The organism is Micromonospora antibiotica (genome assembly GCF_017599305.1).
Lineage (GTDB): Bacteria > Actinomycetota > Actinomycetes > Mycobacteriales > Micromonosporaceae > Micromonospora > Micromonospora antibiotica.
Genome location: NZ_JAGFWR010000002.1, coordinates 174157 through 199476, shown reverse-complemented (window position 1 = coordinate 199476; position 25320 = coordinate 174157). Strand labels below are relative to the sequence as shown.

Genomic DNA, 25320 nt, shown 5'->3' with positions numbered 1-25320 from the left:
GGGACTCAGCGGCCCTGGAGGCTGCGGACGTTGTCGCCGAACGTCCAGCCCTTGGACCCGTCCCAGTTCACCGACCAGGTCATCAGCCCCTTCAGGCCACCCCGGTAGGTGTTCCACGCCTGCGCCACCGAGGCCGGCGCGAGGTAGCCGCCGCCGGCGCCGGGCTGCGCGGGCAGGCCGGGGACCTGCTTGTCGTACGGGACGCGGATGGTGGTGCCCTGGATGACCAGGCCGGCGTTGAGGCAGTCGGTCTGGGCGGTGAAGCCGGCAACCGTCCCCGCGGGGTACGAGTCACCGGCGCAGCCGTACATGCTGCCGTTGTAGTACTGCATGTTGAGCCACCAGAGCCGCCCGTTGTCGACGTACCGCTTGATGACCGGCAGGTACGCGCCCCAGATGGAGCCGTAGGTGACGCTGCCGCCGGTGACGTACGCGGTCTCCGGTGCCATGGTCAGGCCGAAGCCGGCCGGCATCTGGGCCAGCACGCCGTCGATGATGCGGATCAGGTTGGCCTGCGAGGTGGACGGCCGGGTGATGTCGCCGCTGCCGGTCAGCCCGGTCTCGATGTCGATGTCGATGCCGTCGAAGTGGTACCGCTTGAGGATCGGCACGACGGTGGCGACGAACCGGTCGGCGACGGCGGCCGAGCCGAGGTCGATGCCGGCGGTGGCGCCGCCGATCGACAGCAGCACGGTCAGCCCGGCGGCCTTGGCCTGGCACATCTCGGTCGGGGTGGGCACCCGGACGGTGGCGTCCATGCCGTCCTCCCAGAGCACCGTGCCGTCGGCGCGGATCACCGGGAAGGCGGCGGTGACCACGTTGTAGCCGTGCCCGGTGATCCGGGGGTCGGTGATCGGGATCCAGCCCAGCGGCGGGTGGACACCGTTGGCCGCGCCGTCCCAGTTCTCCCAGTAGCCCTGGAGCACCTTGCCGGTCGGCCGGGGCTTCAGCGCACAGCCCGTGCCGTCGGGCGGCGGTGTCGACGTGCCGGGGGTGGCGGTGGGCGTGGGTGTCGGAGGACGGGTGGGCGTGACGCTCGGCGTGGGTGTCGGGGTGGGTGGGCGGGTGGGCGTGGCGGTGGGTGTCGGCGACGCGGTGGGGGAGGGGGTGCCGGTGCAGACGCCCAGGTCACGCCAGAGCGCCGGGACGGCGGCCGGGTTCCAGCCGGCACCGGCCGGCGGGGTGTGGGTCACCAGCGACTCGTAGAGGCGGCCGAGGTAGCTGACCCGGGTGCCGGCCGGGTAGGTGACGCCCTCGGACCAGGCCGGTGCGGAGCAGGCCGCCATGGTGGCGGCGTTGCCCGTTGCCGTGGTCGGCGCGGCGAAGCCGTTCGCGGTGGGCAGTGCGGCGGCGAGCACCACCGCCCCGGCCAGGATGGCCGTCGTCCCCGGTCGAAGTCGCATGGCATACCTCCTCGTCGATGGCGGGGAGGCTAGCAGTTAACTTTATTAAATGTAAATGCCTGCGCGTAGGTGCGCCGCCCGGCAGGGGTGGGGTCGGGCGGCGCACCCGGTCGACGTTGCGGTCGTAGCCGACCACCTCCTGACCGGCGGCCCTACGGGACCGGGCGGGCGGTGCCGTCGGGCAGCGGGGCGGGTCGCGGGGAGGGGCCGCCGTCAGGGGACCGGGTTCCAGCCGTCCGTGCCGGCCAGGTACCGCTGCGGGGTGTAGGTCGACGCCTGCGCGTCGGTCAACTGTGGCCGGTCGACGGTGACCGTCGACCCGGGACCGTCGTTGCGGTACTCGAAGAACCGGGCGTCACGCCAGGAGAAGCCGGACATGTCGCTCCACGGGGAGTCCTTCACGTGCGCACCGAGCACGCTGTCGCGGAACACCACCTGCCCGATCGCGTTGACGTCCCCGCTCGGGTGCCACGGCCGGCCCAGGTGCACGCTCTGCGCCGCCGCCGAGTCGGTGGTCAGCGTGCAGTCGGTGAAGAGCAGCCCGTACGGGTTGCCGATCATGGTGGACGGTGCGGTGACGTACCCGTTGTTGCTCGTCGAGCCCCGGCTGAGCGATCGGATCTCGCAGCGGTCGAAGACCCCGGTGCCCCGGCCGAAGACGAAGTCGACGTCACCCTCGACGTAGCAGTCCCGGAAGTACGCCCGGCCGACAGCGTCGACGGAGGCGCTGTTGTGGTAGAGCGTGTCCTGGTTGCCGAGGAACCGCACGTCGTCGAAGACCAGCCGGTCGGCCCGGGTCAGCACGGCCACCGCCTGCTCGGCGCTGTAGTCGTGCGCCGCCTCGTCGAAGTCGTTGGCGAAGGTCAGGTGCCGGGCGGTGAAGTCGTTGCCGTCGATGGTCACCGAGGCACTGCCCGACGTGCCGTACGTGCCACCGCCCGGCTTCGGGGTGCCCGAGGCGTTGTCATAGACGATCACCACGTCCCGGGCGTCCCCGGTCGACCCGACGAACGACACGTACGGCTTGGCCGCCGGGACCGTCACCGTCTCCCGGTAGGTGCCCGGCCGGATGGTGATGGTGTACCGGCTCGCGTTGCCCACCGGCACCGCGTCCACCGCCGCCTGCACGCTGGTGAAGTCCCCGCTGCCGTCCCGGGCGACCACCGAGGACCCCTCGGCCGGCCCGGTGGGCGTGGGCGTCGGGCCGGTGGGCGGCGGGGTGTCCGACGGGGTGGTGGTGGGGGTGCCGCCGGGGGCCGGCGTCGCGCCGGTCGGGGTGGTCGTGGGGCTCGGTGGCGCACTGGTCGGGGCGGGTTCGCCCCGGGTCACCAGCACGTCGTCGAAGCGGGCGGTGGCGTTGCCGGTCTGCACGCCGATCCGGCCGGTCGAGGTCAGGGTGCCGGTGCCGGTGCCGACCGCGACGCCGTCGACCCAGCCGCTTACCACCGTCCCGGCGACCTCGATCCGCAGGGTGTGCCAGCCGCCCGCCGTCACCGGGTGGGACACCGTGCCCAACGGGGTGACCCGGCCGCTGCGTACCGCCTCCAGCCGGACCTGATCGCCGGCCGACAGGGCGAGCCGGTAGTAGCTGGTCGCGCCGCTGGCGCGGGCCAGCAGCGCGACCATGCCGTTGCCGGGCAGGGCCAGCGGCTTCACCCGGGCCTGCACGACCTGGTCGGACCACGACGCGCTGCCGGCGAACAGCCGGGCGTCGCCGGTGTCGGCCCTGGCCTGCTGCAACGCCGGGCTGTCGTCGGCGGCCACCGACCAGGTGCCGCCGGACCTCGACCAGCCGGCGAGGTCGCCGTCGGTGAAGTCGTCGCCGAACAGGGTGGCGGCGTGGGCGACCTGCGCACCGCCGAGCGGGGTGAGGCAGAGCAGCGCGGTGGCGAGCGCCGCGACGGCGACGGCGAGCGGGCGGCGGTTTCTGCGCATGGCGGATGAACCTCCGGGGACGGGGTGGAGGCGGGCAACGGTGCGTGAAAGCGCTTTCCTGCCGCACCGTAACCCCGCCCACACACGACTGTCAATGCGCTTGGGGCTGGGGGAGAGGTGCTGTCCAGGGCCCGCACGCTCCTGCTGGGAGGTCTTCCTCAGCCCGCGCCGAGGGTGGCGGCGAGGCGGACGAGGCTCGCCGGGGCGGCGGGCTCCCGGGCGACCCGGGCGAGCACGTCCCGGCCCGCCGGCCGGTGGCGGATCTCGGCGGGGGCGATCCGGTCCGCGTCGACCAGGACCCGGCCGGCGCTGACCGGGTCCGCACCCTGGAGGTAGGCGCGGGCCGCGTCGACCAGGTGCGCGGCGCGGTGCTCGACGGGTAGCCACCGCCAGCCGTCGCACCGGGTGACCTCCTTGTGCCGGGTCACCGCGCCGTGGGTGTCGCCCAGTTCGATAGCGGCGGCGGCTCGCGCCACCGCCACCGCGGTCGGCCCGAAGCCGGTCCGGTGGTGGTCCTGCCCGTCGCCGACGGGGGCGGCCAGGGCGGCGGCCTCGTCGAGCAGGTCGACCGCCGCCGCGTCGTCCCCGTGGCTGGCGGCAGCCATGGCCGCCTGGAGGAGCAGCGTGCCGCACAGCGACAGCTCCGCAGGTGCGCCGCCCTCGATCTCCGGCGGGGCGATCCGGTACGCGGCAGCCAACATGGCCGACTTCGCGACCCGGGCCTGATCGGAGGCGCGCAGCACCTGGCCGAGCTGCACCGCTGCGGCGGCGACCAGGGCCGGGTCACCGGCGGCGGCGCTCATCGCCCGGTCCACCGCCAGCCAGGCCAGGTCCGGTACGGCCAGTTTGACAAGCAGCGATGCGGTGATCCGGTATGTCTCCACAAGTGCCGCCCGACCCGCCGGATCCGCCGCGTGGCTGCGCTCGACGTCGGCCAGCAGCTCAGGCAGCAGAGCTGCCAGGTCGGGGTACCGGGCATGCTGGAAGGTCGTCCAGGCGTGGGCGACCTGCCTTGCCGCCTGGCCGACGGGCGGCACCGGCCGCCCGCCCGTCGGTCGGGCCAGGGGAATGTCGTACCGGGACAGGGCCACCCGGATCCGCGCGACGTCCGCCGCTCGCCCGGTCACCTCGGCCGGCTGTACGTCCCGACCGAGCAGCACCGCCGGATCGATCCGCAGCACGGCGGCGATCTCCTGGAGCGTCGACATCTTGTCCAGGGTGCGGACACCCCGCTCCACCTTGTCCACCCAGCTCTTCGACTTGCCCAGCCGGTCGGCGAACACCTGCTGCGACAGGTTGCGCCGCCCCCGCCAGTACGCCACCCGCCGACCCACCGGCAACACCTCGCTACTGTCCACGCCGCCACCGCCGGTCGGGCACCGCCCGGGTAGTCTCCTCGGCCGGTATCCGTTCGGCCTCGGCCTGCGCGAGAAGCCGCTGCTTCGCCGCCTCGTGTTCGGCCGCCTGGATCTGCTCGCCCCGACTCGCCGCCGGCTCGTCACCCTGGTCCCGCATCCCCACCTCCGCTGGCAGGGGCGTGGCGGCATGTCTGTGGAGGGACATCCCGCCGCGCCCGACGTTGGTGACCGACATCGACGAGTAGGTCACCGGACCACAGGTTGGCGTGACCAAGGGTAATCAAACAGGTGCGAATAGTACGATCTGATGACGGCGTGTCACTGACTCGGACGGGATGTACCAGTCAGCGTGCACAACCCATCAGGTCGGCCAGCTCCGCCAACTCGTCCGTCATCGCTCGACGGCGACCGGTGGCGATCGATTCCACGATGTCCCGTGCGTACCGCTGCTGCCGTAGCCAGGTGGGTGCGGTGTCCCGCAACTGCGTCAGCACCGCCGTCGCCTTCCCGTACCGCCGCAGGTGGGCATAGGCCCAGGCCAGGTCGAGCCGGTGCCGCCGCCAGGCCGAGGTGCTGATGGTGGGCGCGGGCGGCACCAACGCCGACAGTTCCAGCACCCGGCCCGCGTCTCCCGCCACGGCCGCCGCCTCCGCCCGCTGCATCTGCACCTTGGCGGTGTCGAAGCCTCCCACCAGCATCAGGTGATCCGATGCCGGCACCCGGTCACCGATCCGAGTTGCGGCGGCAGCGGCGACGCCGATCAGGTCCGCCGCCTCCTCCGGCCGGTTGTCCCTGGCCTGTGCGGCGGCGGCGCTCAGTAGCAGCCATCCCCAGCCGGCCAGTTCGGCCGGTGCGGCTCGGGACAGTCGCGGCTCGACCTCGTCGGCGGTCGCCACCGCCAACTCGGCCGACTCGCCGATACGCCCCTGGCGCATCAGCAGCCAGCACATCGTCCGGATGACGGTGGCCGCCACCACCCGGTCCCCGGACCGCTGCGCGGCGTCGAGCGCTCCCGACAACGCGGTCTGCGCCAGATCGTCGGCCCGCAACTGGATCAGGAGTCCACCCGCCACGTGCTGGGTGCGGGCCAGCAGGTCGTACGCGGCATCCTGCCGCTCGTTGCCCGCAAGACCGACGGCGGCACGCACGTTCACCAGCAACGGCGGTACCACCCGCAGCGCGACCGCGTAGTCACCGGCGTTGTAGACCCGATCGGCGGCGTGCAGGTTCCGTCGTAGCGTGTCGAGGTCGGGCGGTTCGTCCGTCGGTAGCACGAGGGGAGCGCCGTCGATCCCCCGTACCGGGGCCACCACGCGGCGGATCTCCGCCAGCGACAACTGCCGGTGACCCGGTTCGCCCCGCGCGGCGGCCTGTGACGCGTCACCCAGCAGCGCGGACGTCGACACCTCCAGGGCGCGGGCGAGCGCATGCAGTGTGTCGAGGCGGGCCGTCCCCCGGCTGCCCTGCTCCAGCTTCCTGATCACCTCAACGCTGACGCCCGACCGCTCGGCAAGCTGCTCCTGGGTCAGCCTCGACTCACGACGGATCTCCGCGAGCCGCTCACCCACCGTCGGTACGGTCATACCCTCTCCCGCCCACGCCACGGGCAGCCACCAGCCGCGTGCGGCGGCTGCCACTTCGGACGGTACACCCAGCGTTGAGCGCAGGAAGTTTCCGGTCGACTACCCCCCGAATTGACCCGACGGGTATGGCGACCTGGTGGTCAGTCCTCGGTCTGGGGGCCGAGCAGGCGGATCTCCTCGATGTCCAACGTCGCCTGCACCTCCCGCAGCACGCTGTCGTCGATCTCGTTGTTGTCGCGCAACCGGGTCACCTCGCGGCGCTTGTGTTCCAGCACCCCCAGCCGCAGCCGGGTGTCCAACTCCTGGGCCCGGTCGGCCTCCGGCCCACCACCGGTCTCCGTCACCAGGTCCAGGTGCCGCTGGTAGTCGGCGCGCAACCGGTCCACGGCCGCCGCGTCGACGGCGAGGTCGGCGGCGACGTCCGGCAGTGCCGCCAACGCCACCTCGGTGGTCCGGCGACGGGCGTGCCGGACCTCGTCGCCACGCGCCTCGTCGCCGCGCAGGCCGGCCCAGCGGGCCACCGCCGGCAGGGTGGTGCCCTGCACCAGCATGATCGACACGATCGCCACGGCGGTGCAGAAAATGATCAGATCCCGTTCCGGCACCGGCGTGTGCGTGGTGGCCGTGGTCACCGGCACCGCGAGGGCGGCGGCCAGCGACACCGCCCCCCGGAACCCCGCCCAGCCGGCCGCCACCCGCACCCGCCGGCTCACCGTGGCGCCCCGGCCCACCACCGGCAGGCCGTAGGAGAACAGCTGCAACCACACCAGCCGGACGACCACCACCATCAGGGTGACCGAGGCGGCGATGGTCACCGACCGCACGAGGGACGTGCTGGTCACGTGGTTCACCGCCCGGGGGATCTGCATGCCGAGCAGCACGAACAACGCCCCGTTGATCAGGAAGGTGGACAGGTCCCAGAAGGCGTACGCCAACACCCGGGACCGGGCCCGGATGATCCTCGGGCTGGCGTACGACAGCAGCAGCCCGGCGACCACGACGGCGAGCACCCCGCTGGCGTGCACCACCTCGGCGAGCAGGAACGCGGCGAACGGGGTGAGTACGCTCAGCGCACCCTCGCGCAGCGGGTCGTCCAACCGGCGGCGGATCAGCACCACGACCAGGCCGACGACCAGCCCGGCGGCGACACCTCCGCCGGCCGAGCCGACGAACCGGCCCAGGAACCCGAACACTCCCGGCGCGGTGCCACCGACGATCAACCCGACCGTCACCGAGAACAGCACCAGCGCGGTGCCGTCGTTGACGAGGCTCTCCGCCCGCAGGGTGGTCAGGATGCGGCGGGGCATCCGTTTCGCCAGGCCGGCCACCGCCGCCGCGTCGGTGGGGGCGAGTACCGCGCCGAGCACCCAGGCCGCCTGCGGGCTCATCCCCAGCCCCTTGGCGACCAGCGCCACCGCCACCATGGTCACCACCACCAGCGCCACCGCCAGCGAGGCGATCACCAGCAGGTTCGCCCGGATCTCCCGCAGGCTGATCACCAGGCTCTCCCGGTAGAGCACGGCGGGCAGGAAGAGCAGCAGCACCACCTCGGGTTCGAGCACCACGTCCGACAGCGGCGGCAGCAGCGCCAGCAGGCCACCCATGGTGATCAGCAGCACCGGCGGGGCCACCCGGTACCGGCCGCCGATGGTGGTGCCGACCAGCACGGTGGCGGCCAGCACCACGATCAGGACCAGGACCTCCACGGCACCCCCCGCCTCCACCCGACATGCTGGTACGAAGTCGGCGGCGAGGCGGGGAGAATCCGGGAACTGCCCGGACCGGGTCAGGTGACCCGGGACGGCTCCGCCGGCACCTCGGTCCAGGCCCGCCGCTCGGCGAGGTCCCGCAGCCGGTCCATCGCGTCCCACACGTCGACGTGGCGGGTGTAGAGCGCCGCCGGGCCGAGCCGCAGCCGGTCGGGCACCCGGTAGTCGCCGACCACCCCGGCGTCGACCAGGGCCCGGGAGATCCGCAGCGCCTCCGGGTGGTGCAGCGACACGTGGCCGCCGCGCCGACGCGGGTCGCGGGGGGAGGCGAGCTGGAAGCCGTGCGGGACGAGCCAGGCGTCGGCCAGCTCGATGATCAGCTCGCCGAGGCGTAGCGACTTCTCCCGCACCCGGTCCATCCCGGCGTCGGCCAGCACGTCCAGGGCCGGGTCGAGGGCGGCCATCCCGAGCACCGGCGGGGTGCCCACCAGGAACCGCTCCGGGCCGGGCGCGGGATCGTAGCCGGCCCCCATCCGGAACTGGTCGCGCTGGCCGAACCAGCCCCAGATCGGCTGGCGCAGCGACTCCTGCAACTCCCGCCGGACATAGAGGAAGGCCGGTGCGCCGGGGCCGCCGTTGAGGTACTTGTAGGTGCAGCCGACCGCGAGGTCGACCCCGGCGGCGGTCAGCTCCAGCGGCACCGAGCCGACCGCGTGCGACAGGTCCCACAGCACCAGCGCGCCGACCCGGCGGGCCGCGTCGGTCACCGCCGCGACGTCCAGCAGGGCCCCGCAGCGGTACGACACCGCCGAGAGCACCACCAGCGCCACGTCCTCGGTCAGCGCCGCCGCCAGGGTGTCCGGGTCCAGCCCCTCGTCGAGGTCGGAGGGGAGCAGCCGCAGGGTGTGCCCGCGCTGGGCGGCCAGCCCCTCCAGCAGGTACCGGTCGGTGGGGAACTCCTCGGCGTCGGCCAGGATCGTGCCCCGGCCCGGCCGGGCGTCGAGGGCGGCGGCGGCCAGCTTGTAGAGGTTGACCGAGGTCGAGTCGGAGACGATCGCCTCGCCGTCGCGGGCACCCAGCGCGTGGGCGGCGATCCGGTCACCGATGCGGCGTGGCCACTCGATCCAGGTCGGCCAGCTGCGGACCAGTTCGGTGCCCCAGCCGTCGCGGACCAGGCCGGCCAGGTGGTCGCCGGTGGCGGCGGGCAGCCGGCCCAGCGAGTTGCCGTCGAGATAGAGCAGGTCGTCCACCACGAACCGGTCCCGCAGGCCGGCCAGCGGATCGGCGGCGTCCCGTTCCTGCGCGTCGTGCCGGGATGTCGGTACGGTCATGGTGTCCTCCCTCCGCCCGGGGACACCCGGGCCGATGCAGGCTAGCCGATCGTCTGGTCGGCCCACCCCGGCCGGTATGCCCGGCACCGCAGGCCAGCGCCCCGGCGCGGGGGAAGCGCCCGGCCGCCCCCGGGCCGTGCCGCGTACCCCGGGCGGGTCGGCGGTCGGTCAGCGGACCGGGACGGTGGCGGTGACGGTGGCCTGGTCGATGTCGCTGGTGCGGACGGTGAACCGGATCGTCCAGTCCCCGCGCGCCGGCAGGCTGATCTCGGCGCTGCCGTGGTGCGGCTCCGGGGTTTCCACCGGCACGGCCATCGGTTCGATCCCGGCCGCCGGCAGGGCGAGGCTGACCGTCCACTGGACCACCGGCAGCGGCTGCCCCTGCGGGGTGTAGACGTAGGCGTGCAGCGAGTTCGGCACCCCCACCCGTACCGGATAGATGTCGAACTGGAGGGTGTAGATGCCGCTGGTCAGGGTCTGCGCGACGCCCTCGCGGGTGGCGCGGGCGGCCTCGGTGTCGGCGGTCCGACCGGGCGGGGTCTGCACCAGCACTGCGGTCAGCGCCAGCACCACCGCCGTGGCGGCGAGTTCCACCCAGGCGGCCCGCGCGACCCGGCCCGGCCGGTCGGCGGCCCGGCCGTCGCGCACCGCCCGGCGTTGCCAGGCGGCGACGCCGAGCACGGCGGCGAGCAGGGCCGCCTTGGCGCACAGCAGCCGACCGTAGGTGGTGCCGACCAGCGCGCCGGGCCGGCCGAGTTCGATCGCGGCCTGCCCGACGCCGGAGGCGACCAGCCAGCCCACCGCGACGGTCGCCCACCGCGACCAGGCCGGCAGGATGCGGCCCAGCACCCGTCGGTGCGTGCCGCGCAGCACGAACACCGCCAGGGTGACCAGCCCGCCCAGCCAGACGCTCATCCCGGCCAGGTGCACCACGTCGGCGAGGATGCTCACCGGCGGCAGGGGCGTGGCCACCGGGTGCCCGGCCAGCGGCCAGGTCACCAGCCCGGCCAGACCCACCACCGCCAGCGCCGTCCGCCGTCCGCGCCCGGCCCGCCCGCCGGCCACCGCCGCCAGCAGCCCGGCGGCGATCGCGGCGAGCGCCAGCCGGGCCCCGAGCACCGGCCCGACGTCGCTGCCCGCCACCGCCGTCAGGTCACCACGCGACAGACCGCCCACCGGCACCCCGACCATGTCGGCGGCCTGCGCCACCCAGGTCCCGGCGGTGCCCACGGCCACCAGCGCCAGGCCGACGTACCCGGTGACGGTCACCGCGCGACGGCGGCGACGGCGCGGCCAGCGCACCGCGCCGAACAGGGTGGGGCCGACCGCCAGCACCAGGCCCAGGTAGCCGACGTACCGGGCGGCGGGGGTCCACCCGCCCGAGGGGCGCTCGTCCACGCTGACCGGCTCCGGGGGCGTCGCCGACGGCGCACCGGCCGAGTAGGCGAAGCTGCCGGCGACCGGGTGGCTGTCCGCCGAGATCACCCGGTAGCTGACCAGGTACGTGCCGAGCGGCCGGTCCGGCACCCGCACCGGGATGCGCAGCGTGGCCCCGTCCGCGACCGGCTCCCCGGCGGTGACCCGCCGCCCGTCCGGGCCGAGCACCTGCACCCGGCCGATGACCGGGGAGACCGACTCGCTGAAGACCAGCACCACCTCCCCGGGCGGGGCACCGATCACCGCGTCCCGGACCGGGCTGGTGGCGACCAGCGCGGCATGGGCGGCGGCCGGGGTCGCCGGGGTCAGCGGTACGGACAGCAGCGCGAGGAGCAACCCCAGCAGCACGGCGGAACGGGTGGTACGCACGCACAGTGGTTCGTATTTCGTGATCACATGGTTCAACCGTCGCCGGAACGATTCGGCTCACCGGTCGGGTGCTGGTGCAGGGCGAGGGTCAGCAGGAGGCGGGCGTCCGGGTCGTCGAGGGCCGGGCCGAACAGGCCGCGCAGCTGCCGCATCCGGTAGCGGACCGTCTGCGGGTGGGTGTGCAGATCCTCGGCGACGGCGACCACCTGCCCCTGCCGGCGCAGCCAGCCGTGCAGCGTCTCGGCCAGGGCCCGGCGGGTGGTGGGCCGCAGCCCGGCCAGCGGGGCCAGCACCGTGCCGGCGAGGTGCCCGGCCAGGCCCGGCTCCCAGGCGGTGAGCAGGGTGAGCAGGTGCTCGTCGCAGGACACCACCGGGTCCGGGCCGAGCGCGCCCTGCTGGTGCAGGGCCAGCGCCCGGCGGGACAGCCGGTACGACAGCCGCGCCCGCTGCCGCTGCACCGTCGGCCCGAGCGTGGCCCGTCGCCCGACCAGCGCCTGCCGGGCCCGGTCGAGCCGTCCCGGCGTACCGGGATCGGGCAGCACCACCCGGATGGCGTCGCCGACGACGGCGGCCAGCGCGCCCGCGCCGATGCCCCGGGCCACGTGTTCGGCGTCGGTGCCGTCGACGCTGCACACGGCGACGGTCGCCGGCAACGGCCAGCGGGCCGCGTCGGCGGCGGCGTGCAGCACCGCCCCGGTCGGCGGGTCGGGCTGCACGAGGAGGGTGACCAGCCGGCGTCGGGTGGTGGCCCAGTCCTGGGCGGTGTCCCGCTGCTCGGCGAGGAACCCCTCGGCGGCGGCCCCGGCCAGCGCGTCGACGTAGCCGAACAGCGCCCCGGCGATCACGTACAGGTCGGCCGGGGCCGGGCCGGGGTCCGCGCCGGCCGGCGCGGTGGCGTGTTCCACCAGGAAGGCCCAGATGTCGCGGGCCCCGAGGGTGAGCACGGCCCGCAGCGCGTCCACCCGGTGTCCCTCGCGGTACTCGGTGCGCCCCAGGGCGTGGAACACCTCCCGGGTGCCGGTCAGCTCCCGGGCCGGGTCGGCGACCGCGTCGACGAAGGTGTCGACGGCGGTCTGCACGCCCAGGGCGAGGCCCTGCCCCTGCCCACCGGTCAGCGACCGGCCCTGGGCGGCCATCGCGGCCCGGACGGTGGCGAGGATCCGCTCGTGCAGCGGCCCGCGCAGCCCCCGCAGACGGTCGCCGACCGACGGCGCGAGACCGGCGAGACCGGGCTCGATGTCGAGCAGGGCGTCGGACACGATCGGCCATCCTTTGTCATCCGGGTGACAATTCCGCTGGTGAATACTGCACACCGGCACGGATCATTTTGGCATCGCGCTACGTAGGGTCGGCGCATGGAGACGGATGTCATCGTGATCGGCGCCGGCCTGGCCGGTCTGGTCGCCGCCGCCGAGGCCGCCGACGCGGGCCGTCGGGTGCTGCTGCTCGACCAGGAGTCGGAGCACAACCTCGGCGGGCAGGCGTTCTGGTCGTTCGGCGGGCTGTTCTTCGTCGACTCGCCCGAGCAGCGGCGGATGGGCATCCGCGACTCGGTCGAGCTGGCCTGGCAGGACTGGACCGGCAGCGCCGCCTTCGACCGGCCCGAGGACCACTGGCCGCGCCAGTGGGCGCAGGCGTACGTGCACTTCGCCGCCGGGGAGAAGCGGGCCTGGCTGCGGTCGATGGGCCACCGGGTCTTTCCCGTGGTGAGCTGGGCCGAGCGGGGCGGGGGAGCGGCCCACGGGCACGGCAACTCGGTGCCCCGGTTCCACGTCACCTGGGGCACCGGCCCCGGCGTGGTCGAGCCGTTCGCCAGGCGGGTCCGGCAGGCCGTCGAGCAGGGCCGGGTGACGCTGCTGTTCCGGCACCGGGTCGACGAACTCGTCACCACCGTAGGAGCCGTCACCGGGGTACGCGGCACGCTGCTCGCCCCCGACGACGCGCCCCGGGGGCGCAGCAGCTCCCGGGAGGTCGTCGGTGACTTCCAGCACGACGCCCAGGCCGTGATCATCACCTCGGGCGGCATCGGCGGCAACCACGATCTCGTCCGGCGGGCCTGGCCGGCCCGGCTCGGCACCCCGCCCACCCGGATGGTCACCGGCGTACCCGCCCACGTCGACGGCCGGATGCTCGCCATCACCGAGACCGCCGGCGGGCAGGTGATCAACCCGGACCGGATGTGGCACTACACCGAGGGGTTGCGCAACTGGGACCCGATCTGGCCCCAGCACGGCATCCGCATCCTGCCCGGCCCGTCCTCGCTCTGGCTCGACGCCACCGGGGCCCGGCTGCCGGCGCCGCTGTTCCCCGGCTTCGACACCCTGGCCACCCTGCGGCACCTGCGCGCCACCGGCCACGACTACAGCTGGTTCCTGCTCACCCAGAAGATCATCGAGAAGGAGTTCGCGCTGTCGGGCTCCGAGCAGAACCCGGACCTGACCAACCGCAGCGTCCGGCAGGTGCTGCAACGCGTCCGGCCCGGCGCACCCGGCCCGGTCGAGGCGTTCAAACGGCACGGGGCCGACTTCGTCGTCGCCGACACCCTGCCCGAGCTGGTGGCCGGGATGAACACGCTGGCCGCCGAGACCGACGGCCCGCAGCTCGACACCGCCGCGCTGACCGCGCTGGTCGAGGCGCGGGACCGGGAGATCGCCCACCCGTTCGGCAAGGACGCCCAGCTCGCCGCGATCCGGGGGGCCCGCCGCTACCGGGGTGACCGGCTGATCCGGGTCGCCACCCCGCACCGGCTGCTCGACCCGGCGGCCGGCCCGCTGATCGCGGTGCAACTGCACGTGCTGACCCGCAAGAGCCTCGGCGGGCTGCACACCGACCTGTCCGCCCGGGTGCTGCGTCCCGACGGCGAACCGCTGGCCGGGGTGTACGCGGCCGGTGAGGTCGCCGGCTTCGGCGGCGGGGGCATGCACGGCTACAGCGCCCTGGAGGGCACCTTCCTCGGTGGCTGCCTCTTCTCCGGCCGCACCGCCGGCCGTGCCGCAGCGGCAGCCGTCAGCTGACCGGCACCGTGAGCCGACCGGCACCGTGAGCCGACCGGCACCGTGAGCCGACCGGCACCGTGAGCCGACCGGCCCGGGCGGTGCCCCCGGTAGGCTCTGCGGCCGTGGACGACGACGCGCTGACCGCGCTGGTGACCGTCGCGGCGGGGCAGGTGACCCTGTCCGACAGGCGTACCGAGCGCCGCTGGTCGGTCGGGGTGGCGGCGTACCGGCTCGGCGTCGTACCGGTCACCCAGGGGTGGTACGCCCGGGTGACCGGGGAACGGCCGGGCGCCATCGGGGGCGACCGGCTGCCCGTGGAGGGGGTGTCCTGGCTGGACGCGGTGCGCTTCTGCGACGCGCTGTCCCGGCAGGAGGGGCTGACCCCGGCGTACCGGCTGCACGACGACGGTGCGGGCGTGGACTGGGACCGGGGCGCCGACGGCTACCGGCTGCCCACCGAGGCCGAGTGGGAGTACGCCTGCCGCGCCGGCACCCCGGGCCCGCGCTACGGCCCACTCGACGAGATCGCCTGGTACCGGGGCAACTCCGGTGAGCGGCCGCACCCGGTCGGCGGACGCGCCCCCAACCCGTGGGGCCTGTACGACACCCTCGGCAACGTCTGGGAGTGGTGCTGGGACGTCTACGACGCCGAGGTGTACGGCAGCTACCGGGTGCTGCGTGGGGGTGGCTGGTTCGACGAGCACTGGAGCTGCCGGGCCTCGGTGCGCCGTCGCAGCCACCCGACGTTGCGCATCGACGACGTCGGTTTCCGGGTGGCGCGTTCCCTGCCGCGCTGACCATGACCCCCGGCACGGACCCTCCGGTCGGCCCGCGGGTCAGGGCACGCGTCGGGTGCTGTGCCGCGCGATCAGCGGGGTGGCCAGCTCGATCCGGTGGCTGTCCAGCCCCTCCCCGGCGATCAGGGACAGCAGCATCCGGGTCGCCATCCCGGCCATCTCGGCGAGCGGCTGACGGACGGTGGTCAGCGGCGGGGCGGCCCAGCGGGCGGAGTCGAGGTCGTCGAAGCCGACGATGCTGATGTCGTCGGGGACCCGGGCCCCGCGCTCGTAGAGCGCCTCGTAGGCGCCCAGGGCCATCTCGTCGGCGCAGGCGAACACGGCGGTGGGCGGCTGGGCGAGGTCCAGCAGGGCGTTCATCTCCCGGTAGCCCGACGGGGAGGTGAAGTCGCCGTGGCGGACGTACCCGGCGGGGATCTTGCGGTTGGCCGCGTTCATCGCGGCCCGGTACCCGTCGACCCGGGCCCGGCTGCACGGCACGTTCGGCGGCCCGCCGATCACCGCGATCCGGTGGTGACCCAGGTCGAGCAGGTGCTCGGCGGCGGCCACCCCGCCGGACCAGTTCGTCGCGCCCACCGACGGGATGCCCGCGCCGGGCTGGCCCGCCGGGTCGATGATCACCACCGGGATGCCCAGCTCGTCGAGCTGGCCCTGCTGGCTGGGGGACAGGTCGGACAGGACGAGCAGCACCCCGTCGCACCGGCGCTTGGACAGCTGCTCGATCCACCGCCGGTCGGGGCGGGTGCGGCTGCGGCCGTGTACGGCGGAGACGACCACCCCGACGCCCGCCCGGTAGGCCAGCTCTTCGACGCCGTCGAGGATCTGCATCGCCCACGGGCTGCCGAGGTCCCGGAAGACCAGGTCGATGAGGCCGGCGGCCCCGGGCATCGAGGGTGCCCGGCGGGCGGTGTACGACCGCCGGTCGAGCAGGTCCTGGATGCGCCGCCGGGTCGCCGGGGCGACGTCGGGTCGACCGTTGAGCACCTTCGAGACGGTGGGGACGGACACCCCCGCGGCGGTCGCGATCTCCGACAGCGTCGCCCGGTCCTCCGCCATGCCCATCTCCTTCGGTCGTGCGCCCGTCGGCAGCATAGCCCGAAAGTTTCGGAGGTCGGGGGTCGGGCCGGCCGGCGCGGCGGTCGGACCGCTCGTCATCGACGGTCGCCGCCGGCCCGTGTCGAGGGCCGCCGCCGCTCGACAGGGACTCGAAACTTTCTCGAAACGGAAGTATCCGGTACGTCCTGTCCCCGGTCGGCGGACCGGTCCGCCGAAATCGGGCCGGGGCGAACCGCCCACCCGGCCCGATTTCGACTCGGGCCGCCCATGCGGCATGCTGGTGCCCGGCGGCAGGAACCTCTGTCGGCGGCCGGCGACGACCCGCGGACACGCGGTCGTCCCTGCGCGGGACGTGCGGGAGGACAGGGCGGCGATGGCCGAGGCTCAGGCGAGGCGTTCCGTGTTCACCGGCACCAGTGAGATGGCCGGGCGGATGCGTGCCCACGACTGGTCCGCCACCTCCCTCGGCGCGGTCGAGAGCTGGCCGGCGAGCCTGCGTACCGCCACCCGGATCTGTCTGACCTCCCGCTTCCCCATGATCGTGTGGTGGGGGCCGGAGCTGCGGTTCCTCTACAACGACGCCTACGGTCCGCTGCTCGGCAGCAAACACCCCGCCCTCGGCAAGCCGGGCGACCAGGTGTGGGCCGAGATCTGGCACATCATCGGTCCGATGCTGCGGGGCGTGGTGGAGACCGGCGAGGCGACCTGGTCGGAGGACCTGCTGCTGCCGATGAACCGGCACGGCTACTGGGAGGAGACGTACTGGACGTACTCCTACAGCCCGCTGCACGACGACGACGGCGTGGTACGCGGCGTCTTCACCGCGGTCAGCGACACCACCGAGCGGGTGATCGGTGAGCGCCGGCTCGCCGCGTTGCAGGACCTGGGCGCCCAGGCCGGCACCGCCCGTACCGTGGGCGAGGCCTGTGACCTGGTCGTCGGTTCGCTCGGCCGGTCCGCGGTCGACGTGCCGTACGCGGCCGTGCACCTGCGGACCAGCGGCGGTGAGCTGCGCCCGGCCGCCAGCACCCTGGCCGGTGAGGTCCACCGGTCCGACCCGACCGCGCCGCCGGTGTGGCCGGTCGCCGAGGTGCTCGCCACCGGCCGGCCCGCCCACGTCACCGACGTCGTCGCCCGCATCGGTGACCTACCCACCGGCGGCTGGCAGACCGCGCCCACCGAGGCGGTGGTGCTGCCCCTGCACGGCGAGACCGGTGCCGAGGACATCGGTGTCATCGTCCTGGCCGCCAGCGCCGGACGGGCCCTCGACGACGGCTACCGCACCTTCCTCGACCTGGTCGCCCGGCAGGCCGCCGCCCTGATCAACGGTGCGGTGGCCTACGAGGTGCAGCAGCAGCGGGCCGAGGAACTGGTTGAGCTGGACCGGGCCAAGACGGCGTTCTTCTCCAACATCAGCCACGAGTTCCGCACCCCGCTCACCCTGATCAGCGGGCCGTTGCAGGAGCTACGGGCCCGCCTCGGCGACCAGGACGAGCAGGTCCGCGACGAGCTGGAGGTGATGCACCGCAACGCGTTGCGGCTGGGCAAGCTGGTCACCGCACTGCTCGACTTCTCCCGCATCGAGGCCGGCCGGATGCAGGCGAGCTACGAACCCGTCGACCTGGCCCGGTTCACCGCCGAACTGGCCAGTGTCTTCCGGGCGGCGGTCGAACGCGCCGGCCTCACCCTGGACGTCGACTGCCCACCGCTGTCCCGGCCGGTCCACGTCGACCGGACGATGTGGGAGAAGGTGCTCCTCAACCTGCTCAGCAACGCGCTGAAGTTCACCTTCCAGGGCGGTATCCGGGTGTCCGTCGCCGAGCGCGACGGCATGCCGACCGTGCAGGTCGCCGACACCGGCGTCGGGGTGCCGGCCGACGAGATCCCCCGGCTGTTCGAGCGCTTCCACCGGGTCCCGCAGGCCCGGTCCCGGTCCCACGAGGGCAGCGGCATCGGACTGGCCCTGGTGCAGGAGCTGGTCGGCCTGCACGGCGGCACCATCACCGTCGACAGCACCCCGGACGTCGGGACCGCCTTCACCGTGCGGTTGTCGTACGGCGTGGCCCACCTGCCCGCCGAGCACGTCGTCACCGGCCTCGGCACGGCGACGCCGTCGGACACCGCCGAGCCGTTCGTCCAGGAGGCGCTGCGCTGGCTGCCCGCCGACGACACCGACGACCGGTCGGCCGGACGACCACCGCCGGCCGACCGTCCCGGCCCGGACCGTCCCCGGGTGCTCGTCGCCGACGACAACGCCGACATGCGCGAGTACCTGCACCGGCTGCTGCGTTCCCGGTACGACGTCACCGCCGTGGGTGACGGGCTCGCCGCCCTGGCGCGGGCCCGAACCGACCTGCCCGACCTGATCGTCAGCGACGTGATGATGCCCGGCCTGGACGGCCTCGAACTGGTCGCCGCGCTGCGCGCCGAACCCCGCACCATGGGGGTGCCGGTGCTGCTGTTGTCGGCCCGCGCCGGTCAGGAGGCCGCCGTCGAGGGGCTGGAGGCCGGCGCCGACGACTACCTGGTCAAGCCCTTCTCCGCCGAGGAGCTGTTGGCCCGGGTCCGGGCCAACGTCGACCTGGCCCGGTTGCGCAACCACCACGCCAACTGGCGGGCTGCGATGATCAACTCACTGCAGGAGGGCTTCTTCGTCCTCGACGCCGACGGCGCGTTGGTGGAGATGAACACCGCCTTCGCCGACCTGTTCGGCTACGGCCCGGAGGGCCTGCCCTACCGCCCGCGCTATCCGTGGTGGCCCGACGACACCACCGACCCGTCGGCACACCGGCTGGTGGCCGACACGTTCTCCCAGGCCATGACGGTGACCCACGGCTCGTTCGTGGTGCCGCAGCGGCACCGCGACGGTCACCGGCTCTGGACGGCGGTCGCCTTCAACGCGGTCACCGACGACCACGGCCGGCGGCTGGTGGTCGGCACCATCCGCGACGTCACCGCCGAACGGTACGCGGTGCAGCGGGAGACCGCCCTCAGCGCGCTCAACCAGCGGTTGTCCCGGGCCGCCAGCACCACCGAGGTGTTGCGCGCCGGAGTGGAGGAACTGCGCCAGCTGTGGCAGGCGCACCGGGTGCTCGCCACCCACTGGCCGGCGGCCGGCACCCCGGCGGTGACCGGCACGCCGACCATCGACTGGGCGCAGCTGCCCGACCCGGTGCGCGACACCGTCACCGCGCTGCGGTCGCAGCCACCGCTGCGGATCACCATCGACCCGGCCACCAGTGTCCGGCCGGCCGGGGCCGGCACCACTGTCGACTCGCCGCAGGGTCCGCTGGTGATCTGGCTCGAACTCGACCCGGCGCGGGGTTTCGGCACCGAGGACCAGATGCTGCTGCTGCTCCTGTGCGGTGCCCTCGGGCAGGCGTTGCACCGGGCGCACGCCGCCGACCAGCAACGCGAGGTGGCGGTCGCACTGCAACGGTCCATCCTCGGCCCGGCCGAGCTGCCCGCCGGCTTCGCCGTACGCTACGAGCCGGCTACCCGCCCCCTGGAGGTCGGCGGCGACTGGTACGACGCGGTGAGCCTGCCCGACGGTCGGATCGGCATCGTCGTCGGCGACTGCGTCGGCCGGGGCCTGCCCGCCGCCGCGGTGATGGGGCAACTGCGCAGTGCCTGTCGGGCCCTGCTGCTGGAGGCTTCCGGCCCGGCCCAGGTGCTCACCGCCCTGGACCGGTTCGCCCGGATGCTGCCCGGGGCGTCCTGCACCACGGTGTTCTGCGGCATCCTCGACCCGGAGACCGGCGAGCTGACCTACAGCAGCGCCGGGCACCCCCCGGCGATCCTCACCCACCCGGACGGTCGCACCGAGCTGCTGGCCGCCGGTCGGGGCAGCCCGCTGGGCATCCCGTCCCCCGGTGGACGCCCCGACGCGACAAGCGTCGTACCGCCCCGGGCCGTGCTGCTGCTCTACACCGACGGACTGGTGGAACGCCGTCGCCAGTCGCTCGACAGCGGGATCGCCCAGGCCGCCTCCGCCGTGCGGGAGCACCACACCGCCGGGGTGCAGCAGCTCGCCGACCGGGTGATGGACCGGATGACCCCGCAGGGCGGCTACGACGACATCGCCCTGCTGCTCTACCGCCACCCCGCGCCGCTGGAGTTGTCGTTTCCCGCCGACCGGTTGCAGATGGCCCCGGTGCGTTCCACGCTGCGGCAGTGGCTGCGGCGTACCGGCGCCGACCCGCACGTCGCCCAGGACGTACTCGTCGCCACCGGGGAGGCCTGCGCCAACGCGGTCGAGCACGGCCACCGCGACGCCCGCCCCGGGCTGATCCGGCTGCACGCGGTGGCCGCCGGTGCGGACCTGTTCGTCACGGTGGCCGACTCGGGGCGGTGGAAGGTGCCCGAGATCGACCATGACCGGGGGCGCGGCATCAACCTGATGCGCGCGCTGATGGCACACGTCGACATCCGGACCACCGATGCCGGCACCACCGTCGAGCTGCACACGAGGATCCCCGCATGAACACGCCCCTGGGCCTGTCCACCGGCCTGCGGGCCGACGGCGCACCGGTGCTGACCGTCACCGGCGAGATCGACATGAGCAACGCCGACGAGTTCCGGGCGGCGATCGTCGACGCCGTCGTCGACGGGCACCGGCTGACCGTCGACCTGACCGCCGTGGAATACCTGGACAGTGCCGCCCTCGCCGCGTTGTTCGCCCACGTCGACCGCCTGTCGGTGGTGGCGAACCCGCTGCTGGACAGCGTCCTGACCATCTCCGGTCTGGCTCGACTCACCACGGTCACGATCCGCGACTGAGCCGCCCCGCCGGCGGGTCACCCGGCGCCCGGGTGATCAGCTCGCCGTCACGCAGAACTCGTTGCCGTCCGGATCGGCCAGCACGATGTCGCCGTCCGCGCCGGCATCCAGCCGGGTGGCCCCGAGGGCGACCAGTCGGTCGACCTCCGCCTGCTGGTCGCCCTCGGGGGTGAGGTCCAGTCGCTGCCGGTTGCGGCCCTGCCTGGGAGCCACGGGCGGACCACCCCAGGCGATCTTCGTGCCGCCGTGCGGTGACTGGACGGCGGTCTCCTGGTCCTGGTCCCAGACCAGCGGCCAGCCCAACGCCGCGCTCCAGAAGAGACCGACCGCCCGGGTGCCGTCGCAGGCGATTTCCCCGAGTGGACCGCAACCGGCGAGGAAGTTGTTGTCCGCCTCGATGACGCAGAACTCGTTGCCCTCGGGGTCGGCCAGCACGATGTGCCCCTCCTCGGGTCGCTGCCCGACGTCGAGGTGGGCGCCGCCGAGGTCCAGCGCGGTCGCCACCTGCCGCTGCTGGTCGTCGGGGCTGGTGCTGGTCAGGTGCAGGTGCATCCGGTTCGGGCCGGCCTTGCGGGTAGGGCTCGGGACGAACCGGAGGCCGAGCTGGGTGTCCGTGCCGGGCAGGAGCGCCCCACCGGTGGCGTCCTCGACGACCTCCCGGTCGAGCAGGCCGGCCCAGAAGCGCGCCAGTCGGGTCGGATGTCGGGCGTCGAGGGTCAACGTCAGGGGTCCCGAGAGCATCACCGCACCGTAGACACCGGCCGGTGCGGCGACAAGGCAATATCGCCGGGCCCCGACCGGAGCGCGCTACGGCCCGATCCCCGCCCGCCGTGCCAGCCCGGTCGCGCGCCCCAGCCCCGCCCGTCGCGTCGGTCTCGCGCCCTCAGCTGCCCGCCCCAGCCGCCGGCGCCCGGCGGGTGCCCGGTCAGTGGCCGTGCCAGGAACGCCACAGGGACGCGTAGACGCCGTCGCTGGCGACCAGGTCGTCGTGCCGGCCGATCTCGGTGATCCGGCCGTCCTCCAACACCGCCACCCGGTCGGCGTCGTGCGCGGTGTTGAGCCGGTGCGCGATGGCGACCACCGTCCGGCCGGCCAGCACCGCACCGAGCGCCCGCTCGGTGCGCCGGGCGGTCGTCGGGTCCAGCGCGGCGGTCGCCTCGTCGAGGATCAGGATGTCCGGGTCGGCCAGGACGAGCCGGGCCAACGCCAACTGTTGGGCCTCGGCCGGGCCCAGGTCGCGCACCCCGGCCCCGAGCGGGGTGTCGAGGCCGTCCGGCAGGTCGGCGAACCAGTCGGCCCCCACCGCCGCCAGTGCGGCCCGCAACTGCGCGTCGGTGCCGCCCGGCGCGGCGAACACCAGGTTGTCCCGCAACGTACCGAGGAAGACGTGGTGCTCCTGGGTGACCAGGGCGATCCGGCGGCGGCGTTCGGCCGGGTCGAGGTCGGTGACCGGGACCCCGCCGAGGCTCACCACCCCCCGGGCGGGCACGTCGATGCCGGCGAGCAACCGGGCCAGGGTGGACTTGCCCGCCCCGGACGGGCCGACCACGGCCAGCCGTTCGCCCGCCGCGACCGTCAGGTCGATGCCGTGCAGCACCTGCGGGCCGCCCGCGTACCGGAACGTCGCCCCCCGCACCTGCACCACGCGCCCGGTGGGCAGGGCCGCCCGGCCCCGGGGCTCCGGCGGCACCTGCCCCACCCCGAGCACCCGGGCGTACGAGGCGACGCCGCGCTGCGCCTGCTCCACCCACAGCAACAGCCGGTCCAGCGGGTCGATCGCCTGTTGCAGGTAGAGCGCGGCGGCGACCACCTCACCCAGGCTGACCCGTCCGCGCGACAGCAGGACACCCCCGGTGAGCAGCACGGCGGCGATCGGGAGCGGATAGCTGCCCTCCACCAGCGGAAAGAACACCGACCGCAGGGCGAGTGTGGCCCGCCGGGTGGTCCACACCGCGCCGATGCGGGCGGTGCCGTGGGCGACCCGGTCACGGCCCAGCCGCAACGCCTCGACGGTACGGGCACCCTCGGCGGTCGTGGTCAGCGCCTCGGTCAGCTCCGCCGTCGCCGCCCCCTCGGCCAGGTAGGCCGGGGTGGCCCGGCGCAGGTACCGGTGGACCGCCAACCCGATCGACGGGAACCCGGCGAGCGCGACCAGGCCGAGCAGCGGGTCCAGCAGGAACACCGCGCCGAACAGCAGCGTCAACTGGGTGCCCGCGATGACCAGCACCGGCACCACGTCACGCAGCATGGTGCCCACCGTGGACACGTCCACCGAGCTGCGGGTGGCCAGGTCACCGGTGCCGGCGTGCTCGACCACCGAGACGGGCAGCCCGAGCAGGCGGGTCACGAAGTCCTCGCGCAGCCGCGCCACGGCCCGCTCACCGAACCGGTGCCCGGCGTACTGGGCGTAGCGGGCGAGCAGCCCCTGCACCAGCACGCAACCGCCGATGGCCAGCGCCAGCCGGTCCACCGCGCCCGCCCCGGCCCCGGCGGTGACCTGGTCGACGATCCGCCCGATCAGCCACGGCGCGGCCAGCCCGGCGAGGGCGGCGGCGCTGTGCAACGCCAGCACCCCGACGACCGCCCACCGGTCACCGGCGAGCACGTCGCGGGCGGCCCGCCGGACCACCGCCGCACTCGCGACCGGGAGCTTCGTCATCGTCCGGCCCGCCCCACCGGCGTGTCGTCGGTGCCGCTGGTCCGCCAGACCAGCCGCCGGTAGTCCGGGTCGGCGGCCAGCAGCGCGGTGTGCGTCCCGGTGCCGGTGATCCGGCCGGCGCGCAGGTGGGCGACCGTGTCGGCGTGTCCGAGCAGCACCGGTGAGGTGCTCAGCAGCACCGTCGTGCGGCCCGTCCGGGCCTGCCGCAGGCGCTGCGCCACCCGGGCCTCGGTGTGCGCGTCCACCGCCGACGTCGGGTCGACCAGGATCAGCACCTCCGGGTCGGCGAGCAGGGCGCGGGCCAGCCGGACCCGCTGCCGCTGACCGCCGGAGAGGGTACGGGCCCGGTCCCCGACCGGGGCGTCGAGACCGTCGGGCAGCCCCTCGACGACGTCGCGGGCCGATGCCACGTGCAACGCCGCGTCGATCCGGGCGTCGTCGACGGTGCCGTGTGGACCGGCGAGGATCTGCCGCAGCGTCCCGGCGAAGAGGTACCCGTCGTGGTCGGCGACCAGGATGCGGGAGCGCACCTCGTCGAGGTCGACGGCCGTCAGCGGGACCCCGCCCCAGGTGACCGCGCCGGTGACGTACCGGCCCAGCCGGTCGGCCAGGGCCGCCGCGTCGCCCGGGTCGTCGGCGGCGACGCCGATCAACCGGCCCACCGGGACCGTCAGCCCGCTGTCCGGGTCGTGCAGCGGGGCCGGGCCGGCCGGGGCGGGACAGGTCGCCGGGCCGCCCACCGGGTCGGGGGCGAGCCGGAGCAGGTCGACGATCCGCCGGGCGGCGACCCGGCCCTGGATCAACTGGTAGCTGCCCTCCAGCAGGAACCAGACCGGCACGATGAGCACCGCCACGTAGCCGTAGACGGCCACCAGTTGCCCGACGGTGATCTCGCCCGCCGCGGCCGTGCGGGCGGCCAGCCACACCACCACGGCGAGGAACAGCCCGGGGATGACGGCGGTCAGCGCGTCGACCCAGCTGAGCACCGCACCGACCCGGTAGCCCTCGGCCCGCAGCCGTTGCGACCGGGCGGCGTACCGGCGGGCGAACAGGTGCCGGCCGCCCACCCCGGCGAGCACCCGCAGGCCGGCGACGATGTCGTCGGCCCGGGTGGTCAGCTCGCCCTGCTGTTGCCGGTAGACCGCCTCGGCCCGCTCCAGCCGGCGCAGCAGCGGGCCGACGACCAGCGCGATCACCGGCACCCCGAGCAGCGTCACCAGCGCCAGCACCGGGTCGATCGACCAGAGCACCACCGCCGCGACCGCGTACGCTAGCACCGCGCCCACCCCGGGGCCGGTCAGCGTCAGCACCTGTGAGGTGCGCACGATGTCGTACCCGCCGACGGTGGCGACGTCCCCGGCGGCGAGCCGGCGGGGTAGCACCGCCCCGACCCGGGCGAGTTGCCGCAGCAGCACGGCCGCCGAGCGGGCGCTGGCGTCCTCGCGGATGAACGTCATGGTCCGGTGCCGCATGATGCCCGCCCAGGCCAGCGCGGCCCCGGCGACGACGATCGCGGCGACCCAGCCGAGCAACGCCCCGGTGTCGCCGGTGCGCAGCCCGTCGTCGACGGCACGGGCGACCAGGAACGGCCGCACCGACAACCCCACCATCCAGACCGTGCCGAACAGTGACCCGCGCAGCACCCGCCACGGTTGGCAGCGGACCAGCCACCAGATGTACCGCAGCGGCCCCGCCGTGTCCGGGGTGCCCGGGTCCGGGTGGGGCAGGCGTGGAGGCACCGACCCAGGCTAGTCACCGGCCGTCGGCCGCACCGGCCCGTACGCGGCCACGGCGCGGTGGCGTACACCTCAGTGCCCGGCGGGGTGGCGGCATTGACGCGGCGTACGGCGACCGGCAAGCTCCTGTGCTCGGATCGTCGGCGGGGGGCCGCCGGCCAGGGCGGGGGAG

Annotated in this window: 17 protein-coding genes; 4 read left to right on the top strand and 13 right to left on the bottom strand. The window is 74.5% G+C overall.

Annotated features, from left to right (window positions below; genetic code table 11):
- Nucleotides 1-5 precede the first annotated feature (5 nt).
- The 9 genes from JQN83_RS05840 to JQN83_RS05805 all read right to left on the bottom strand — a co-directional run bounded on the left by JQN83_RS05840 (nt 6) and on the right by JQN83_RS05805 (nt 12384).
- Complete coding sequence (locus JQN83_RS05840) at nt 6-1403, bottom strand: carbohydrate-binding protein (protein WP_208566011.1); 1398 nt, start codon at nt 1401-1403, stop codon at nt 6-8.
- Between the two features lie 213 nt (nt 1404-1616).
- Nucleotides 1617-3338, bottom strand: coding sequence for a pectinesterase family protein (locus JQN83_RS05835; protein ID WP_244251843.1), 1722 nt, complete (start codon nt 3336-3338; stop codon nt 1617-1619).
- Between the two features lie 158 nt (nt 3339-3496).
- On the bottom strand, nt 3497-4696 hold the full coding sequence (locus JQN83_RS05830) for a helix-turn-helix domain-containing protein (RefSeq protein ID WP_307799043.1): 1200 nt from the start codon (nt 4694-4696) through the stop codon (nt 3497-3499).
- Nucleotides 4686-4853, bottom strand: coding sequence for a hypothetical protein (locus JQN83_RS32800; protein WP_244251842.1), 168 nt, complete (start codon nt 4851-4853; stop codon nt 4686-4688). The genes JQN83_RS05830 and JQN83_RS32800 overlap by 11 nt, the downstream gene beginning before the upstream one ends.
- 187 nt (nt 4854-5040) lie before the next feature.
- Entirely contained in the window at nt 5041-6279 is a 1239-nt protein-coding gene (locus tag JQN83_RS05825) for a helix-turn-helix domain-containing protein (RefSeq protein WP_208566009.1), read from the bottom strand.
- Nucleotides 6280-6419: 140 nt separating this feature from the next.
- Nucleotides 6420-7985: a Na+/H+ antiporter gene (locus JQN83_RS05820; protein ID WP_208566008.1), complete on the bottom strand. Its 1566-nt coding sequence runs from the start codon at nt 7983-7985 to the stop codon at nt 6420-6422.
- A gap of 80 nt (nt 7986-8065) precedes the next feature.
- Nucleotides 8066-9319 carry a kynureninase gene (kynU, locus tag JQN83_RS05815; protein WP_208566007.1) on the bottom strand — a complete coding sequence of 418 codons (1254 nt, stop codon included), beginning with the start codon at nt 9317-9319 and terminating at the stop codon, nt 8066-8068.
- Nucleotides 9320-9487: 168 nt separating this feature from the next.
- Nucleotides 9488-11125: a copper resistance CopC/CopD family protein gene (locus JQN83_RS05810; RefSeq protein ID WP_307799042.1), complete on the bottom strand. Its 1638-nt coding sequence runs from the start codon at nt 11123-11125 to the stop codon at nt 9488-9490.
- Between the two features lie 32 nt (nt 11126-11157).
- Nucleotides 11158-12384, bottom strand: coding sequence for a PucR family transcriptional regulator (locus JQN83_RS05805; RefSeq protein ID WP_208566006.1), 1227 nt, complete (start codon nt 12382-12384; stop codon nt 11158-11160).
- 96 nt (nt 12385-12480) lie between these two features.
- Here JQN83_RS05805 and JQN83_RS05800 point away from each other — a divergent pair, with 96 nt between their 5' ends.
- Nucleotides 12481-14139 carry an FAD-binding dehydrogenase gene (locus JQN83_RS05800; protein WP_208566005.1) on the top strand — a complete coding sequence of 553 codons (1659 nt, stop codon included), beginning with the start codon at nt 12481-12483 and terminating at the stop codon, nt 14137-14139.
- Between the two features lie 104 nt (nt 14140-14243).
- Complete coding sequence (locus JQN83_RS05795; protein WP_307799041.1) at nt 14244-14918, top strand: formylglycine-generating enzyme family protein; 675 nt, start codon at nt 14244-14246, stop codon at nt 14916-14918.
- Between the two features lie 39 nt (nt 14919-14957).
- On the opposite strand, the gene JQN83_RS05790 is transcribed toward JQN83_RS05795, so the two are convergent.
- Entirely contained in the window at nt 14958-15974 is a 1017-nt protein-coding gene (locus JQN83_RS05790) for a LacI family DNA-binding transcriptional regulator (RefSeq protein ID WP_208566004.1), read from the bottom strand.
- A gap of 373 nt (nt 15975-16347) precedes the next feature.
- Here JQN83_RS05790 and JQN83_RS05785 point away from each other — a divergent pair, with 373 nt between their 5' ends.
- The gene (locus JQN83_RS05785) at nt 16348-20457 is read left to right on the top strand and encodes a SpoIIE family protein phosphatase (protein WP_208566003.1); all 4110 of its coding nucleotides are present in this window, start codon (nt 16348-16350) and stop codon (nt 20455-20457) included.
- Entirely contained in the window at nt 20454-20753 is a 300-nt protein-coding gene (locus JQN83_RS05780; protein WP_208566002.1) for an STAS domain-containing protein, read from the top strand. Before JQN83_RS05785 ends, JQN83_RS05780 begins: the two co-directional genes overlap by 4 nt.
- A gap of 36 nt (nt 20754-20789) precedes the next feature.
- Here JQN83_RS05780 and JQN83_RS05775 read toward each other — a convergent pair whose 3' ends face one another.
- From JQN83_RS05775 to JQN83_RS05765, 3 genes are all read right to left on the bottom strand, one after another.
- Nucleotides 20790-21494, bottom strand: coding sequence for a VOC family protein (locus tag JQN83_RS05775; protein WP_208566001.1), 705 nt, complete (start codon nt 21492-21494; stop codon nt 20790-20792).
- 184 nt (nt 21495-21678) lie between these two features.
- Nucleotides 21679-23412: an ABC transporter ATP-binding protein gene (locus tag JQN83_RS05770; RefSeq protein ID WP_208566000.1), complete on the bottom strand. Its 1734-nt coding sequence runs from the start codon at nt 23410-23412 to the stop codon at nt 21679-21681.
- Entirely contained in the window at nt 23409-25055 is a 1647-nt protein-coding gene (locus JQN83_RS05765) for an ABC transporter ATP-binding protein (protein ID WP_208566454.1), read from the bottom strand. The genes JQN83_RS05770 and JQN83_RS05765 overlap by 4 nt, the downstream gene beginning before the upstream one ends.
- Between the last annotated feature and the right edge of the window lie 265 nt (nt 25056-25320).

Bases quoted from the DNA above. Each gene is read 5' to 3' on its own strand.
- JQN83_RS05840 (WP_208566011.1), bottom strand. From the start codon at position 1,403: ATGCGACTTCGACCGGGGACGACGGCCATCCTGGCCGGGGCGGTGGTG.
- JQN83_RS05835 (WP_244251843.1), bottom strand. From the start codon at position 3,338: ATGCGCAGAAACCGCCGCCCGCTCGCCGTCGCCGTCGCGGCGCTCGCC.
- JQN83_RS32800 (WP_244251842.1), bottom strand. From the start codon at position 4,853: ATGCGGGACCAGGGTGACGAGCCGGCGGCGAGTCGGGGCGAGCAGATC.
- JQN83_RS05825 (WP_208566009.1), bottom strand. From the start codon at position 6,279: ATGACCGTACCGACGGTGGGTGAGCGGCTCGCGGAGATCCGTCGTGAG.
- kynU (WP_208566007.1), bottom strand. From the start codon at position 9,319: ATGACCGTACCGACATCCCGGCACGACGCGCAGGAACGGGACGCCGCC.
- JQN83_RS05800 (WP_208566005.1), top strand. From the start codon at position 12,481: ATGGAGACGGATGTCATCGTGATCGGCGCCGGCCTGGCCGGTCTGGTC.
- JQN83_RS05790 (WP_208566004.1), bottom strand. From the start codon at position 15,974: ATGGCGGAGGACCGGGCGACGCTGTCGGAGATCGCGACCGCCGCGGGG.
- JQN83_RS05785 (WP_208566003.1), top strand. From the start codon at position 16,348: ATGGCCGAGGCTCAGGCGAGGCGTTCCGTGTTCACCGGCACCAGTGAG.
- JQN83_RS05780 (WP_208566002.1), top strand. From the start codon at position 20,454: ATGAACACGCCCCTGGGCCTGTCCACCGGCCTGCGGGCCGACGGCGCA.
- JQN83_RS05775 (WP_208566001.1), bottom strand. From the start codon at position 21,494: ATGCTCTCGGGACCCCTGACGTTGACCCTCGACGCCCGACATCCGACC.
- JQN83_RS05770 (WP_208566000.1), bottom strand. From the start codon at position 23,412: ATGACGAAGCTCCCGGTCGCGAGTGCGGCGGTGGTCCGGCGGGCCGCC.